The organism is Nonomuraea sp. GTA35, from assembly GCF_041950525.1.
GTDB lineage: Bacteria > Actinomycetota > Actinomycetes > Streptosporangiales > Streptosporangiaceae > Nonomuraea.
On record NZ_JBGNUV010000019.1, the window covers coordinates 1 to 14700 of the forward strand.

At 69.6% G+C, this 14700-nt stretch carries 16 protein-coding genes; 7 read left to right on the forward strand and 9 right to left on the reverse strand.

The features are described 5' to 3' along the window. Positions 1-307: 307 nt before the first annotated feature. Positions 308-745 carry an ester cyclase gene (locus ACBJ32_RS51255; protein ID WP_375133118.1) on the reverse strand — a complete coding sequence of 146 codons (438 nt, stop codon included), beginning with the start codon at positions 743-745 and terminating at the stop codon, positions 308-310. 394 nt (positions 746-1139) lie between these two features. Here ACBJ32_RS51255 and ACBJ32_RS51260 point away from each other — a divergent pair, with 394 nt between their 5' ends. The 4 genes from ACBJ32_RS51260 (at position 1140) to ACBJ32_RS51275 (ending at position 5671) form a co-directional block, all read left to right on the forward strand. Beyond that, positions 1140-1589 carry a hypothetical protein gene (locus ACBJ32_RS51260; RefSeq protein ID WP_375133119.1) on the forward strand — a complete coding sequence of 150 codons (450 nt, stop codon included), beginning with the start codon at positions 1140-1142 and terminating at the stop codon, positions 1587-1589. Between the two features lie 265 nt (positions 1590-1854). Next, positions 1855-2223, forward strand: coding sequence for a hypothetical protein (locus ACBJ32_RS51265; protein ID WP_375133120.1), 369 nt, complete (start codon positions 1855-1857; stop codon positions 2221-2223). Between the two features lie 173 nt (positions 2224-2396). Next, entirely contained in the window at positions 2397-2795 is a 399-nt protein-coding gene (locus ACBJ32_RS51270) for a hypothetical protein (protein WP_375133121.1), read from the forward strand. A 152-nt stretch (positions 2796-2947) separates the two neighbouring features. Continuing rightward, positions 2948-5671 carry an ABC transporter substrate-binding protein gene (locus ACBJ32_RS51275; protein WP_375133122.1) on the forward strand — a complete coding sequence of 908 codons (2724 nt, stop codon included), beginning with the start codon at positions 2948-2950 and terminating at the stop codon, positions 5669-5671. Positions 5672-5686: 15 nt separating this feature from the next. Here ACBJ32_RS51275 and ACBJ32_RS51280 read toward each other — a convergent pair whose 3' ends face one another. From ACBJ32_RS51280 to ACBJ32_RS51290, 3 genes are all read right to left on the reverse strand, one after another. Next, complete coding sequence (locus tag ACBJ32_RS51280) at positions 5687-6154, reverse strand: flavodoxin family protein (protein ID WP_375133123.1); 468 nt, start codon at positions 6152-6154, stop codon at positions 5687-5689. 77 nt (positions 6155-6231) lie between these two features. Continuing rightward, on the reverse strand, positions 6232-7044 hold the full coding sequence (locus ACBJ32_RS51285) for an isocitrate lyase/phosphoenolpyruvate mutase family protein (protein ID WP_375133124.1): 813 nt from the start codon (positions 7042-7044) through the stop codon (positions 6232-6234). Positions 7045-7335: 291 nt separating this feature from the next. Next, entirely contained in the window at positions 7336-8250 is a 915-nt protein-coding gene (locus ACBJ32_RS51290; protein ID WP_375133125.1) for an SDR family oxidoreductase, read from the reverse strand. A gap of 104 nt (positions 8251-8354) precedes the next feature. On the opposite strand from ACBJ32_RS51290, the gene ACBJ32_RS51295 reads away from it, so the two are divergent. Then, positions 8355-9569 (forward strand): cytochrome P450, encoded by a 1215-nt coding sequence (locus tag ACBJ32_RS51295; RefSeq protein ID WP_375133126.1) that lies wholly within the window; start codon positions 8355-8357, stop codon positions 9567-9569. Positions 9570-9737: 168 nt separating this feature from the next. Beyond that, positions 9738-10715 carry a DUF418 domain-containing protein gene (locus ACBJ32_RS51300; protein WP_375133127.1) on the forward strand — a complete coding sequence of 326 codons (978 nt, stop codon included), beginning with the start codon at positions 9738-9740 and terminating at the stop codon, positions 10713-10715. Here ACBJ32_RS51300 and ACBJ32_RS51305 read toward each other — a convergent pair. Further along, entirely contained in the window at positions 10676-10954 is a 279-nt protein-coding gene (locus ACBJ32_RS51305; protein ID WP_375133128.1) for a hypothetical protein, read from the reverse strand. The genes ACBJ32_RS51300 and ACBJ32_RS51305 overlap by 40 nt on opposite strands. Positions 10955-11016: 62 nt before the next feature. After that, entirely contained in the window at positions 11017-11775 is a 759-nt protein-coding gene (locus tag ACBJ32_RS51310; protein WP_375133129.1) for a class I SAM-dependent methyltransferase, read from the reverse strand. A 71-nt stretch (positions 11776-11846) separates the two neighbouring features. Here ACBJ32_RS51310 and ACBJ32_RS51315 point away from each other — a divergent pair, with 71 nt between their 5' ends. Beyond that, positions 11847-12416 carry a CGNR zinc finger domain-containing protein gene (locus ACBJ32_RS51315; protein ID WP_375133130.1) on the forward strand — a complete coding sequence of 190 codons (570 nt, stop codon included), beginning with the start codon at positions 11847-11849 and terminating at the stop codon, positions 12414-12416. Between the two features lie 87 nt (positions 12417-12503). On the opposite strand, the gene ACBJ32_RS51320 is transcribed toward ACBJ32_RS51315, so the two are convergent. The 3 genes from ACBJ32_RS51320 to ACBJ32_RS51330 all read right to left on the reverse strand — a co-directional run bounded on the left by ACBJ32_RS51320 (position 12504) and on the right by ACBJ32_RS51330 (position 14451). Then, complete coding sequence (locus tag ACBJ32_RS51320; protein ID WP_375133131.1) at positions 12504-13451, reverse strand: D-2-hydroxyacid dehydrogenase family protein; 948 nt, start codon at positions 13449-13451, stop codon at positions 12504-12506. Between the two features lie 256 nt (positions 13452-13707). Further along, complete coding sequence (locus ACBJ32_RS51325) at positions 13708-14073, reverse strand: ClpX C4-type zinc finger protein (RefSeq protein WP_375133132.1); 366 nt, start codon at positions 14071-14073, stop codon at positions 13708-13710. Between the two features lie 18 nt (positions 14074-14091). Further along, positions 14092-14451 carry a hypothetical protein gene (locus ACBJ32_RS51330; protein WP_375133133.1) on the reverse strand — a complete coding sequence of 120 codons (360 nt, stop codon included), beginning with the start codon at positions 14449-14451 and terminating at the stop codon, positions 14092-14094. Positions 14452-14700: the final 249 nt, after the last annotated feature.

Below are 14700 nucleotides of genomic sequence, written 5' to 3' on the forward strand. Positions count from 1 at the left end.
CCCGGTCCCGGCAGGCCTCCAGGCTCGAAGAACCGGGCTCCCGCCCGTCACCACGACGTGGGCAAGACCACCAAACGCGCCGAAACGCTCGCCGAGCACCAGAACAGGAAGGGTTAAACGTCAAGCTCAGACCAGCGAGCAGACCGGTCAACGCACAGATCAGGGGATCATGGAGGACGAGGTGAGCGACGAGCGCGAGCCAACCGTAGCCGAGATGCTGGCGTGGCGCCGCGACGGCGTGTTTCTCCCCGAGGCCGGGGCTACCCAGCACCTGGTTGATGACCGCGCGACGCCGTTCTGGTGTTGCTCAAGCTTCGGGTCTTTCGGGCTTCAACCGGACCCCGAGGGTCGCGAACAGCTCCAGCTGGTCAAAGTAGAACTGATGGCTGGCTATGACGTTGTCGTCCATGGTGACCGTGCTGCACGCGCGCACCACGACGCCTTGGCCGGTCGCATCGAGCGTGCCACCGCCGGGGATGAGGAAGGGGCCGAGGTGGGTGCCGGCCAGCGTCCACTCCTGCAAGCTCACGCTTCCGGATGTGATCTTTCTCCAGAGCGTGGCATGGACATCTGGGAAGCCTTCAAACATATACTCGTAGTAGGTGGCGATCTGATCGCGTCCCTCGGCCACGCCTCCCGGCGCCACGAGGACCGCCTGCGGGCCGTAGAGCCGCAGGATCCCTTCCAGGGTGTGCTCGTTGATGGCGTCGGTCAGCGCATCGCGGATCCGCTCGTTCTCCGGCATCGCCCCTCCATGAGCCAAGTGAGATCGACGCTACAGAGTCACCGGCGCTGACTTCGGCAACCAGGCGACGGACACGCCCATTCCTACGGCGGGGATCGCTCATCGGGACCTTTCAGCCGGTGCTGTCGTCCCGGTCACGTCCAAGCACCGCGGCGATCGGCAGGGCTGCTGCCAGGTCGCTGATCAGCACCGCGGCGACCGGCGCCCCACGTTCCCGCAGGTTGCCAATCCGTATGTGCGATCACGAACTGAGCCGGGTGGGTCTGAAGCCTCATGGTTCCGAGCCTCAGCCGGCGGCTTCGGAAACCGGGGTGCAGGCGGAAGGGCCTGGTGATGAGCCGGAACGCAAGGTGCACCTGTGGAAGGCCGGATGCCTTTCAGGGAGGATGACCGCATGGATCCCGCGGAGATCGTTGTCGGCCGGGGAAGGGACTCCGACCATGTACTTATCCAGGTTCACAGCCGCATGCATCCTGGCTCTACCGATTTCTGGGATGGAAATTGGCTGACCTCTCCCATCCATGTGAAGGTTGGCGGGTTCACGGCCAGAATCAACGCGGGGCTTCGGATCGATGAACTCCGCGACTTCCGAGTGGCTTTGGAAGGCGTCTACGCGGGGATCAAGGGCAGCTCGATCCAGTCCTCCATGGAGGACTGGATCGAGCTGACCATCGAATGCCGTCCTACAGGCTCTCTGTCGATCTCCGGGACTTTGGCTGATGAGCCTGGGATGGGGAACACCCTTCACTTCGTGATGGAAGGCTTGGACCAGACAGACATCCCGCCGCTCGTGGACGCTCTTGTTGCTGTTGAGGAGCGATTTCCTGTTCTGGGCTGCCAATGACAGCCTCGTGGGAGCTGCCTTTGTCACGGAGATCCGCGAGTGCGGCAGGATCGCAGGGCCGCGAATGGATGGACGTCGAGGGCAGCTGGCGGGGCGGTCCCGTCCGGCTACCTCGCCGCATCTTCGAATGGGGCAGAACTGAGGTGAAGAATGCGCTCTGTCGCCCGACCAGCCCTGTCCATCAGAATGGGGCTGTGACGAACACCGTCAAGGCACACCGGATGCCGGGCACCTCAAGGCGGTTCAGTTCATCATCACGCTGGAAGTGGCTTTCGGCCTGGTAGCCCTGGCGATCACGCTGGCAGGCTTCTTTTCCACCTTCGACGCAGGCATCCTGCCCGTGCTGGTCTACGTCGCGGGCACGGTCGCACTTCTCGGGTGGCTGCTGGGCCGCTGGTCGAGCCGCCGAAAGTACGTACGCTGGGCGATCATCAGCGTGCACCTGCTGCAGATCGGCGTCACCGTTCTCGACCTGGTTCTCTTCTCCACTGTCACCTGGGATGCGGTGCTGGGCTCTCGCCTGCTCACGTTGGTCGTCATCGTCCCGCTCCTCCTGTCCTCGGCTGGGCGCTGGTTCAGCGAGTCCAGGCGGGTGACGCCTGCGGGTTCAGCCGACGCTCTCACCGAGGCATGAACAGCGACCGGGCCGGGGTCGCGACGATCGTTCGCTTCCGTACTCGCCGTTGATGGGTGGGGCGGTCACCGCCGCGAACCGATCGTCGGCGGCGACGAAGCCCGCCACCACGTCTCCGCCCCTCCCGGGGCGAACAGGAGGTCAGGGGGCCGGTGGAGTGGCATACTCGCCGAATGCCATCCCGAGTCTCCCGCGAGAATGCGATCCACCTCAACGGTCCCGTGCCGGCGCTGGCCCTCGTCTCGGCCGCGTCCGTCGAGCAGCTTCCCGCGTTCGAGCTCCGGTCGGGTGAGCCGTCGGTGTGCGTCGGCTGGCGGCTTCTCACGGGTCTTGCCGTCTCGGTCGTGGACGGGCCGGGTGATGCCGGGTTCCTCGTCGACGGGCTCGTCTCTCCGGATGAGGTTGAAGAGCGTTTTGCGTGGTTGAGGGCGGTGGATCGGGCCGGCGGTGCTGTTGTGGTGGCTGTGGGCTCGCATGAGCAGGCGCATGACTGGGGCACGGTGGCCGCGAGTGGAGGGGCGCGTGGGGGATTCGTGCCTTTGGCGGAGCACGCCGAGGTGGCGGATCAGTAGAGGGGCGGTCGAGGAGGGTCTGACGTGGGACGGCGTCTCCTCGCACGGTTCTTGACAGCATCTTGACTCGGACGTGGGAACCACCGGACGCGGGTGCAGATCTTGAGAAAGGATGAGTCGCCCCAAGAGCACCTCGGAAAGTGAGGTTTCGGGTGAGCGACCTGCGCAGCGTTGTGGAGCAGCTGATTCGCCGGCCTGCGTTCTGGCGTGCCGATCCGCCGCTTCCCCTCGTGTACGTCACGGGCGGCTCGTACGCGTCCGTCGCCGTCGAAGCGTTGGTTGGAGCGTTCCAGAACGGCGTGCCGTTCGCCCGCGCGGAGGATGCGGGCAACGGCGAGGGCGCGGAGGACGACCCGCATCGGGAGCTGCTGAAGCTGGTCGAGGCGCTGGCCGCGGAGATGGGCAAGCCGGTGAACGGGTCGCTGCTGCCGCCGCCGCGCTTTCCGCTGGCCCAGTTCGTGATCTGGGCGCGGGAGCAGTGCCACGGCCGGCCGGAGGGCTTCGAAGGGGACTGGCCGCCGCGCTTCCGGACGAATGCCGGATACGGGGAGTTCAAGCACCAGTTCAGGCGCTGGCAGCGCAGCAAGTACGGCAGCGAGCACCGCACCAGGACCTCGGCCGACTTCGCGGCGCGGGCGGCGGTGGCGTGGGTGCCCGTCGGCACGCTGGCGATCTGGCTGGCCGGTACGAAGACCGAGCTCATCCCGTGGGACAACCTCGTGGCCCTCGTGCCCTGGGCGGTCGGCCTCGCGGTGATGCTGATCGGCACCGTGTTCCAGGGCCTGATGTCGATCACCGGTTCGCTCTTCTACCGCTCCTTCCGCAGGCAGCCGTACCTCACCCGGAGGCGCTTCGAACGGTTGCCGCACTACGCGTTGCGCGTGGCGAACGCGGAGGCCGCCGAGGTCGAGCGGCTGCTGGTGCACGCGCTGTTGCGGGATCTGCGCGAGGCCTACAAGAAGCGCCTCCTGCCCTGGCCGAACTGGGGGCGCGAGTGTTACGGACTGCTCGTCCTGAAGATCAACGACCCTCGCGGCGTGCGCGCCAGGTTCCTGCGGCTCATGGAGGAGACCACCGGGGAGACGGGGTTGCTGCCTCCCCTGGTCGTGGTGGCGAGCGTGCCCGAGGTCGCTCCCCGGCCTCCGCGCGCTCCGATGAGCCTCGGCCGGGTTTCCGAGGCGGTGAGGCAGTGGCGGACCGAGGCCGGGCGGCGGGTGCCCGATCTCCGCCTGAGCATCGAGGTCCCGGGGCCGCCGGAGCTCACCGCGTTCCAGCCCCGGCGTCCTCGGCGCTCGCGCGCCGTGGGTTACTGGTCGGTGGTCATGGCGGTCCTGCTGGTGCTTCCCGGGTGGGGCGGTTTCGCGTGGTGGGACGGCTGCGGTGGCCGGCACTGGGCGCAGATGAAGGGAGGGGAGTGCGTCGGCGTCCTCAACTGGGAGCGGCTCAACTACGGGCGGCTCTTCAACCGCGACGTCCGGGCATGGCTCACAAAGATCGACAAGAAGAACGAGCAGGCCGAGAAGTCGGGAAACTACGTCGACGTGGTGCTGTTCGGCGAGTACTCGCCGTGGAACGTCGATCCGGACGACCCTCGCGTCGTGAGCGGGCTGTCGGAGCTGGCGGCGGCCGAGTACGTGCAGAGCAACATCCACAGCTCGCCGCGGCTGCGCATCCTGGTCGCCAACGGAGGCGACGACTTCAGCCGGGCACGTGAGGCGGCGGAACAGATCGCCGCCATGGCCGAGGACAATCGCAAGCTCATGGGGGTGGTCGGTCTCCCGCGCAGTCTCCGCGGCATCAGCGAGGCGATCCAGGTGCTGCACAAGGCGAAGATCCCGATGGTGTCGAGCACCGCGACCGCGGACGGGATGGGGACGATCGCCTCGTCCGGCAACCCCTCCCAGTACTACTTCCACGTGGGGCCGACCAGCCATCGCGAGGCCCGGCTGGGCGTGAGCTTCGCCAAGTGGCTGTTCAGGGACGGCAAGCGGGTCGCCACGTCCGACAACGGTAAGAAGATCGATGCCGTCATCGTCAAGGACAGAACGAGCAAGGATCACTACACCGGCAACCTGGCCGACGGCTTCAAGGCCGCGCTGGACGAGGCACACACGGTCTTCCGCGTCGTGGACGAGCTGCCGTACTCCGCGCACGGCGGGCTGCCTCCCGCCGCCGCCGGGGCCTGCGGCCGGAGACCCGACGTGATCTTCTACGCCGGCCGGGCGGTGGACTTCGTCGATTTCCTCACAGCCGTGGAGGGCAGGAGATGCGGCCGGGTGAAGGTGATCGCGGCCGACGACGTGGCCAGGGTGATGCCGAACCACGGCGCGGCGATAGCCGCGATGAAGCAGGTCGAGGTCTACTACCTGGGGCTGGCAGGCCGCTGGTTGTGGGAGTTCGGCAGGGGGGCCGGCAAACAGCCGCCTCGTACGAAATTCGCGAATCACCTGCTGGGCGGCCGGCTCACCGACATGTCGGATGACAATCTCATCCTGACCTACGATGCGATCAGCCTGGTGTACCAGGCGATCAGCGACGCCTTCGAGCCGGAGACGGCCGAGGAGGTACGCGAGGACGAGCTGCCCAGCCGGGGTGAGATCAAGCAGCGGCTGAAGGGCACCAGCCTCCGCGGCGCGTGGGAGGGGACGAGCGGGCTGATCGACTTCCGCGGCGCTCGTCACGAGCCGCACGACAAGGTGATCGCCGTCATGAGACCAGGCCGCCAAGGCATCCCGGTGCTCTACTGCGGGACTCTCGACGACGACCACGCCCCCGAGAAGCAGCCCGAGGTGTGCGGGAGCGTGCCCAAGTCCGCCTCGCCGTACACGGACGAGGACGATCCAGACAGGGACGACGGCGCGGTCAGCCGGGGCTGATCGGCGCCGCGACGGTCAGTCAGGGCTGATCGTCGCGGCGATCGTGGCGCCGAGTTCCCAGCAGGCCGCCAGGTCGTCCTTGCCCGGCGTGCCCGTCACTGTCACCGGCGGGTGGGCGCGCTGCCAGCCGAGGCCGGTGGTGATCGACTCCACCGCGCGGACCGCGCCGGTCGTGTCGCTGTTGCCGTGCACGTACAGCGCGTACGGCAGGCGCCGGGTCTCCTCGAGGCAGGGGTAGTAGATGGTGTCGAAGAAGTGCTTGAGCGCTCCGCTCATGTAGCCGATGTTGACCGGCGTGCCGAGGATGACGCCGTCGGCCTCGAACACGTCGACGGCGGTGGCGCGCAGCGCGGCACGGGCGACCACCTCGACGCCTTCGACCTCGTCCGTGGTGGCGCCCTGCCGTACCGACTCGAAGAGCTCCTGCAACGTCGGGGAGGCGGTGTGATGCACGATCAGCAGGCGGCGGACGGGTCCTGACACGGTGCGATCCTCTCACGGACGGACGCGCCGGCGCCTCCGCTTGCTGCGGTGGTGCGTGTGGCAGGGGGCAGCGGTGATCAGGGTCGGTTCCGCGCCACCAGCAGCCCGTTGAGCTCGCCGTAGTCGAAGGTGCCGTCCAGGGAGTCCAGGGTGCCCTTGCCAAGGAGTTCGAGGGTGACCTGCCGGGCCGTGGTGTAGGCGGCCTGGGCGACGGCCGAGCCGAGGCTGATCCTGCGGACGCCGGCCCCGGCGAGGGCGGCCACGTCGGGGCCGCCGGCCATGGCCATGGCGTTGACCGGGATGGGAGAGGCGTCGCAGAGGGTGCGTAGCGCGGCCAGGTCGAGCAGGCCGGGGACGAAGATGCTGTCGGCGCCGGCCTCCGCGTAGGCGAGCGTGCGGGCGATGGCCTGGTCCAGGTCGCCGAGGCCGAACAGGATGACGTCGGTTCGGGCGTTGAGGACCAACCCGGGCAGGCCCGCCTGGGTGGCGGCGGTGCGCGCCTGCCGGATGCGGGCCGACTGCTCCTCGATCGTGTGAAGCGGGCCGCCGGGGGCCTGGGAGTCCTCCAGGTTGACGCCGACCGCGCCGGCGGCGACCACGCCGGTGACGGTGGCCGTCAGGTCGTCGTAGCCGCCCTCGATGTCGGCGGTGACCGGGACGTCGACCGCGGCCGCGATGCGGGCGACGGCGTCGATCGCGTCGGCGCGGCTGAGCGCCTGGCCGTCCGGACGCCCCAGGCTCCAGGACAGGCCGGCGCTGGTGGTGGCGATCGCGGGGGCTCCGGCTGCGGCGATCACCGCGGCGCTGGCGGCGTCCCAGGCGTTGGGCAGGAGCAGCACCGAATCGGTCTGCAGCGAGCGGAGCAGGTCGGCCTTGGCGGTGGCGGTCATGGAAAGGGGTCTCCTCGGTGGGGTGGGCGTCGTCTTTCTACCAGATATAGTGCCGGGTCGGTCGTGATCTACAGCGGAATTCGGACATCACCATTCCCGCCGCCACGAAGCTCGCGCGAGTCCGTCCAGCGGTACGTGGAGCTTGTGCGGCGGGAAGGGCGCCAGGATTCCCCTCCGGGAGTGGTGGCCGGCCGCGTCCGCGGGTCTGGGTGAGGTCAGCGGCGGCAGGTCGCGTCCGCGGGCCTGCGTGAGGTCAGCGGTGGCCGGTCTCCGCCGCGGGTCTGCGTGAGGTCAGCGGTAGCCGGTCGCGTCCGCGGGCCTGCCGGGGTCCTGGACCTCCACCAGGTAACGCCAGCAGTCGGGCTGTGAGCCGTCCACGTCCGTGAAGCCGTACTCGCGGGCGAGCTGCCCGCTGGACAGCGACTGCCCGCTCCAGCGCATCACGTCCGCGTCCGTGGCCAGGGCGGCGACCGCGCGGCCGACGTAACGGGGCGTCTCGGAGATCACGAAGTGCGGCTCGCGGGCGGTGGCGTCGCGCCAGTTCGCCTCGGTCACCCCGAAGTGCTCCAGCATCAGCTCGGACCTGAGCCAGCCGGGCGTCAGCGTCACGGCCGTGCACCCGTACTGCCGCAGCTCGCGCGCCTGGGCGAAGCCGAGCCTGATCACGGCGCTCTTGGCGTGGTCGTAGAAGAACGAGACGCGGTAGTTGTCGTCGTTGTACTCCTTGGTCCCGTCGGTCATCTCCACCACGAGCCCGCCCGGGCGCTTGATCAGCAGGGGCAGCGCGTAGTGGCTGGTGATGATGTGCGTGTCGATGGCGAGCCGGAGCAGGCGCAGCCCGGCGTCGAGGTCGTGCTCCCACAGCGGCTTCTCCCACTGGGCCAGCAGCTCCCCGCCCCAGATGTCGTTGACGAGCACGTCCAATCGGCCGTGGTCGCGCGCGATGCGGTCCACCAGGGCCTTGACCTGGTCCCGTTCCAGATGGTCGACCTGGACGGGGATGCCTTCGCCGCCCGCCTCGTCCACCAGCGCGGCCGTCTCCTCGATGGTCTCGGGACGGTTGTACTCGGATCTGCTCTCGCCGCTGGTGCGGCCGGTCACGTACACGGTGGCCCCGGCGGCGCCCAGCTCGACGGCGATGCCGCGGCCGGCGCCCCGCGTGCCCCCGGCCACCAGGGCGACCTTGCCCTTCAAGTCGTTGCTCATGCCGAAGACGCTAGAGCGAAAAGCCGACAGCGTGTGTCATGTTTTCCGGGAGCCGCCTTGACCGCCCCATGGCCCTTGCGTACGTTCCGGAGGAGGAGGCGGCCATGACTGAGCAGCCCAGCAGCAAGGGGGCCTGGCCCGATCTGCCCCCGGGCCCGTACGGCACCCCCTCGCCCGACCTGGCCCGCCGGCTCGCCGAGGCGCCGATGGAGCCGGCCACGATGCCGAGCGGCGACCGCATCCCCATGATCGTCCGGTACGCGGACGTACGCGGCCTGCTGGCCTCCCCCGCCGGCAGCCGGAACCTGCGCGAGCCCGGCCTGCCCAGGATGGTCAGCGGCAGGGCGCTGGACGACGACCCGGCGGCGCTGAACAACCAGGACCCGCCGGAGCACACCCGCTACCGCCGCATCATGCACGGCGCGTTCACCCCCAGGCAGGCCGAGCGCTGGCGGCCGCGCGTCGCCGCCATCGCCGGCGAGCTGCTCGACGCGGCAGGCGAGGAGTTCGACCTGGCGGCGGACTTCGCGCTGCTGCTGCCCGCGCGGGTGATCTGCGAGCTGCTCGGCGTGCCGATGGACCGCTTCGACCAGGTACGCGGGTGGACCGACATGTTCCTGTCCACCTCGGACACGAGCGCCGAGGCCAGGGCCGAGGGGTACGCCGCGTTCATGGCCTACGCCGCCGAGCTGATCGCCCAGCACCGGGCCGAGCCGGGCGACGACCTGATCGACCTGCTCATCGCGGCGCGGGACGAGGGCGACAGGCTCAGCGAGGCCGAGCTGACCAGCATGGTCTCCACGTTGATCCTGGCCGGGTACGAGACCACGGCCATGATGATCATCCGGGGAACCTTCCGGCTGCTGTGCCATCCCGGCCAGTACGCCGAGCTCGTGGCGCACCCGGAGCTGGTGGAGCCGGCGGTCGAGGAGATCCTGCGGCACGAGGGGCCCGGCGCGCCCGGCATGCTGCGCAGGATCACCGAGAACGTCGAGATCTCCGGCGGCGGCATCCCGGCGGGCACGGTCGTGCTGCCCAACCTGTCGGCCGCCAACCACGACCCGTCGGTGTTCGCGGACCCGATGCGGTTCGACGTGCGCAGGTTCGCCCGTGACGTGCCCAGCTCGCACCTGACCTTCGGCCACGGGCCGCATTTCTGCATCGGCGCGAACCTGGCCAGGATGGAGCTGCAGGAGGCGTTCCGCGCGCTGGTGACCCGGGTGCCGGGGCTGCGCGCGCGGGAGGACCTGGCGGCGGTGCGGTGGAACGACGACGCGTTCGCCTACCGGCCGTGGCGGCTGCTGGTCAGGGCGGGGTGAGCGGGCGGCGCTCTTGCCAGTGGAGGCCGCCCGCGCGGTCCACGAGGCCCGGACGCCGTGAAGGCGCGCCCCGTATCCCGGTGGTCAGCGGCTGAATCAGCCGAAAGTACTGCCGCAACCCTGCTCGCGGCTCATCCCGGCTGTGCGGCGGGTCCCAAGGATGGGTCCATGTCCCATCGACCCCGCATCGCCGCCCTCGACGTCCTGCGCGGCTTCGCGCTCTGCGGCATCCTCGTGGCCAACGTCAGACCGATCGCCAACGTGAACGCCGGGGTGCTGAACACCGCCGTGGGAGCCGACTGGCCGGGCTACCTGGTGGACCAGCGCTTCTTCCCGATCTTCTCGCTGCTCTTCGGCGTCGGCTTCTCCCTCATGCTGGAGACCACCGCGAACCGTACCGGCCGCCCCCGCGTGGTGCTGCTGCGCCGCCTCCTGGTGCTGCTGGCCATCGGCCTGCTGCACATGTTCCTCCTCTGGCGCGGCGACATCCTGACGATCTACGCGGTCGTCGGCCTGGTGGTGCTGCTGCCGTCCACGTGGTTGCCCCGCTGGGCGGTGGCCGTGTCGGCGGGGATCCTCCTGTTGGCGCCGCTGGTGCTCGGCAGCAACGGGGTCGTGCTGGTGCCCGGGCTGTTCCTGGTGGGCTCCCTGCTGACCAGGTACGGGGTGACGGAGCGGATGGAGCGGATCACCTGGTGGCCGCCGCTGCTGGTGTTCACGGTGCTGGCGGTGCCGGCGGCGTGGGCGCAGAGCAACCAGGTGCACAGCGCGTTCGCCGTCGCGGGGCTGTTCACCGCGGGAGTGTACGTCTGCGGGATGCTGGCCCTGCTCAGGACGCCGCTCCGCCCCGTGCTGGAGGCGGTCTTCGCGCCCCTGGGCAGGATGGCGCTGACCAACTACCTGAGCGCGACCGTGCTCGTGCTGCTGGTCAGCCCGTTGCTCGGCGGCGCGCCCGCCACGTGGTCCGAGGCGACGGTGCTGCTGGTCGCCACGGGCATTCTCGCCGCCCAGCGCGTGCTGTCCGGCCTGTGGCTGCGGCGCTTCCGGTTCGGGCCGGTCGAGTGGCTGTGGCGCTACGCCACCTGGTTGCGGCGCCCGCCGAACACCTACAGCTCGCCCAGCTCGCCGAGGGGCTTGGTCCAGTAGTCGCGGTCGAAGGGCCTGCCCTCCGCGAGGGCGTCGGTGTCGGAGATGGCGCGGTGGGGGTTGGCGGCGATGTGCACGATGTCGTTGAAGGTCTTGAACGCCTGCTCGTCGCCGGGCCGCATCGCACAGGTGTGGATGCGGTCGTACCAGTACTTCTGCTCCTCCTCGATGCGTGGCAGGAGCTCGGCGCGGGTGAGGGTTCTGGCCTCCGCGATCGTCAGCCGTTCGAAGCTCGGCATGGAGCCATTCTGCCGCCCGCCGCCGGTGAGGTGAAGGGCGGGGCCAGAACCCCTGCGGGGGCTCAGCCCCGTACGGCGCACAGCAGGCGGTTGTTGCCCCGCTGCCAGAGCGTGCCGATCTCGGTGAAGCCGGCCTCCCGCAGCGCCTCCACGTGGTGCGAGAGCAGGTGGGACTCCGAGCCGCGGTGGGCGGAGCCGGCCGTCGTCCTGGCCGCGTTGAGTGCGGCGAGGTCGGGGTCGGCCTCGATCGCGTCCCACCAGGAACGCCAGTCCTCCGGCGGGTTCTGGCCGAACACCCGCTCGGTCTCGAGCCGGTGCACCTCGTGCTCCAGGCGCGAGAGCGTGGGCGTGGTGTCCTCGGTGTCCATGTGGTCGCCGTTGAGCAGCAGCCCGCCGGGGCGCAGCACGGTGGCCAGCTCCGCGTACACGCCCTTCAGCTCGGGGCCCGAGATCCAGTGCAGCGCCGTCGTGCTGACGGCCGCGTCGACCGGCCGGCCGTCCAGGCCGAGCAGGCCGGTCCACCCGCTCGTCCGCAGGTCCGCCGGGACGAACGTGAGCTGCGGGTAGGCCGCCCGCCCCAGGCCCAGCAGCAGCGGGTCGGCGTCCACCGCGACCACCGTGGCTCCGGGCAGCCGCTCCAGCAGCCGCGCGGACAACGACCCGGGGCCGCAACCCAGGTCGACCACCACGGGATCGGGCCGTCCCAGCGCCTCCACCGCGTCGATCAGGGCCGTGAAGCGAGCCTCCCGGTCGGGCAGGTAGCCCTCCTGCTGGTGGTCCCAGCGCGCGATCCACGCCTGCGCGGCATCGTGAGTAAGCATGAACGCCCCCTGTAACTGTCATCTAAGATTTGGACAGTCACAACGTAGAACATGAAGGTGTAACTGGTCAATTGGACTACAACAGTCACACGGACGCCGTGGTGAGGGTGGCGGTGTCGCTCGTCAACGAGCTGACCCCGGGTGAGCGGCGCGGGCGGCCCTTTCCCGAGCCGGTGGACGCAGGCGCCGCCGCCACCGCCGGCCTGCGTGCCGTCTACACCTCCTACCGCGAGGTGACCGAGGCCGAGGGGGCCGAGCTGGCGCGGGTCGCCGCCCGCCTGCGTACGGTCTTCGCCGCGGTCGCGGATGGCGACGTCGACAGCGCGGCGGCGGAGGTGAACGCGCTGCTGGAGGAGACGCACGCCAGGCCGCTGCTCGAACGGCACGACGGCGAGCCCTGGCACCTGCACTTCCACGGCCGCGGCGGCACCATGGCGGGCGACTGGGCGGCGAGTTGCGCCACGGGGCTGGCGATCGTGCTGGGCAGCGAGTTCAGCGATCGCCTGGGGGTGTGCACGGCGCCGCACTGCGACCGCGTCTACGTGGACGTCTCGCGCAACGGCACCCGCCGGTTCTGCTCCACGGCCTGCCAGGGCCGGGTGAAGACGGCCGCGTTCCGGGCCAGGACCCGGTCGGAGTGAACAGGCCGAGGGGCCGGGTCGGAGTGGCCAGGGGGGAAGGGGCCGGGTCGGAGTGAAGTCGGAGTGAAGAGGGCGAAGGGCGCCGGATCAGGGTGACAGGACGCGGATCGGGGTGCCGTCGATGAAGGCGTCGATGTCCTCGACGGCCTCGCGGAAGTACGTGCCGTAGTTCAGCTCCGTCACGTAGCCGAGGTGCGGCGTGGCCAGCACGTTCGGCAGCGTACGGAACTCGTGCCCCTCGGGCAGCGGCTCCTGGTCGAACACGTCCAGCCCGGCCCCCGCGATCCGCCTCGCCCGCAGCGCCGCGGCCAGCGCGTCCTGGTCGACGATCGCCGCCCGCGCCGTGTTGATCAGGTAGGCCGTGGGCTTCATCAGCGCCAGCTCCCGCTTGCCGATGAGCCCCCGCGTCCGGTCGCCGAGCACGACGTGGATCGAGACGATGTCGGAGCCGGACAGCAGCGCGTCGAGGTCGGGGGCCAGGCGCGCGCCGCCGGCGGCGGCCCGCTCCTCGGTGAGGTTCGCGCTCCACGCCACGACGTCCATGCCGAACGCCCGCCCGACCGCCGCCACCCGCTCGCCGATCTTGCCCAGTCCGACGAGCCCGAGCGTGCGGCCGTGCAGGTCCGCGCCGATCGTGTGCTGCCAGGGCCCGCCGGCGCGCATGGCCGCCGACTCGGGCACCAGGTGGCGGGTCAGGCCGAGGATGAGCGCCCAGGTCAGCTCGACCGGCGGCGTGGCGATGCTGCCCGTGCCGCAGACCGTGACGCCGTGTTCCCGCGCCGCCGCCAGGTCGATGGAGGCGTTGCGCATGCCGGTGGTGACGAGCAGGCGCAGGTTTGGCAGCCGGTCGAACAGCTCGGCGGGGAACGGCGTGCGCTCCCGCATGGCGACGACGATCTCGCAGTCGCGGATCGCGGCCACGAGGTCGTCCTGGCGGCTGAAGTGCTCGCGGAAGCTCTCCACCCGCACCCGGGACCAGTCGGCCAGGGCGAGGGCCACATCCTGATAGTCGTCCAGCACGGCGCATCGCAGCATGACTTCGGATCTTACGCTCAGCCTCGCGGGCGACTCGGCGTGAGGTGGCCCCCTGCTCCAGCTCCCCGGTGTGCACCGGGGAGCTGGAGCCCGTTCAGTCGGCGGCCAGCCGCTCCGCCTCTTCGTGCAGCGCCTGGATCAGGAGCAGCTCCAGCCGGAGCCGTTCGAGATCGGGCGCGACATCGTCCAGGACGTGCATGATCGGGCCTCCCTGAAAGTTTAGGACGTCCCAGGTGCCCCAGAGGTTCACAACGTCTCAGGTTTCGCTCCTGAAACGCTCCCACGCGGACTGCCTCGTCATGCCGAGGGCGGCGCCGACCCGTTCCCAGCTGACGTCCCGGGAGCGGAGGTGCGCCACCCAGTCGCGCAGGTTGTCGTCCACCTGTGCCTGTACGGCGGCGATTTTCGGGAGATGTTCGAGTATTTGCTCGACGGTCATGGTTTCCCATGCGGGAAGTCGCGGTTCGGTGGAAGCGGCGAGCCGCTCCTGTTCGAGGATTTCCGTGCACAGCCCGACACATTGGTCACAAATGTGTACGCCCGGCCCGGCAATCAGCTTGTTCACGTCCCCGCTCTTCTTATGACAGAAGGAACAATGGAGGTTCTCTTTCCAGTCAGGCATGTCCTGACGGTAGCGTTGTCAGGCGACTCCTGACAACCCCTGGAGCCGATCCCGGTCCATCTGCGCCCGCAGGATCTCCTGCCGCTCCTCGTTGATCCTGCGGGACAACAACAGGTACGCGTTCAGCACCTGCCCGTACCTCTCGCGTGCCTGTTCGAGCTGGCTGCGCAGCAGGTACGTGCGCGCGCTGTCGCCGCGTCGTTCGGCCTCGGCCAGCAGCGCGCGAGCCTCGTCCACGATCTCTTCGGCCCGCGCCCTCGTGCGGCGCAGCACTGCGGAGCATTCGTGCAGCTCCGTCAGGCGCGCCGAGGAGACGATGAACTCAGCAGTGTGCACGGCCGAGCCGTCGGCCGTTCCGCTGCGGAGATCAGATCCCATTTCCCGCCACCTCCCGGTCAAGGTTGCCTAACTGTAGACGCGCAACTCTCGCTCCGGGATCACCGGAGGCTCGCGGTGGTGACGTAATGAACCCGGCGGAGAGAAATCCTCTCCCGGGGAGGAAATCCTCCTCCCTGAAACTCATTCGGTGCCGGTTGAATGAGATATTTGGCGGAGATCCCGCAGCTTATCGGTGGAATGCCGTGAATCTCCAATGGCGGCAAAGCAGTGAGAAGAAGACGTCGCGAT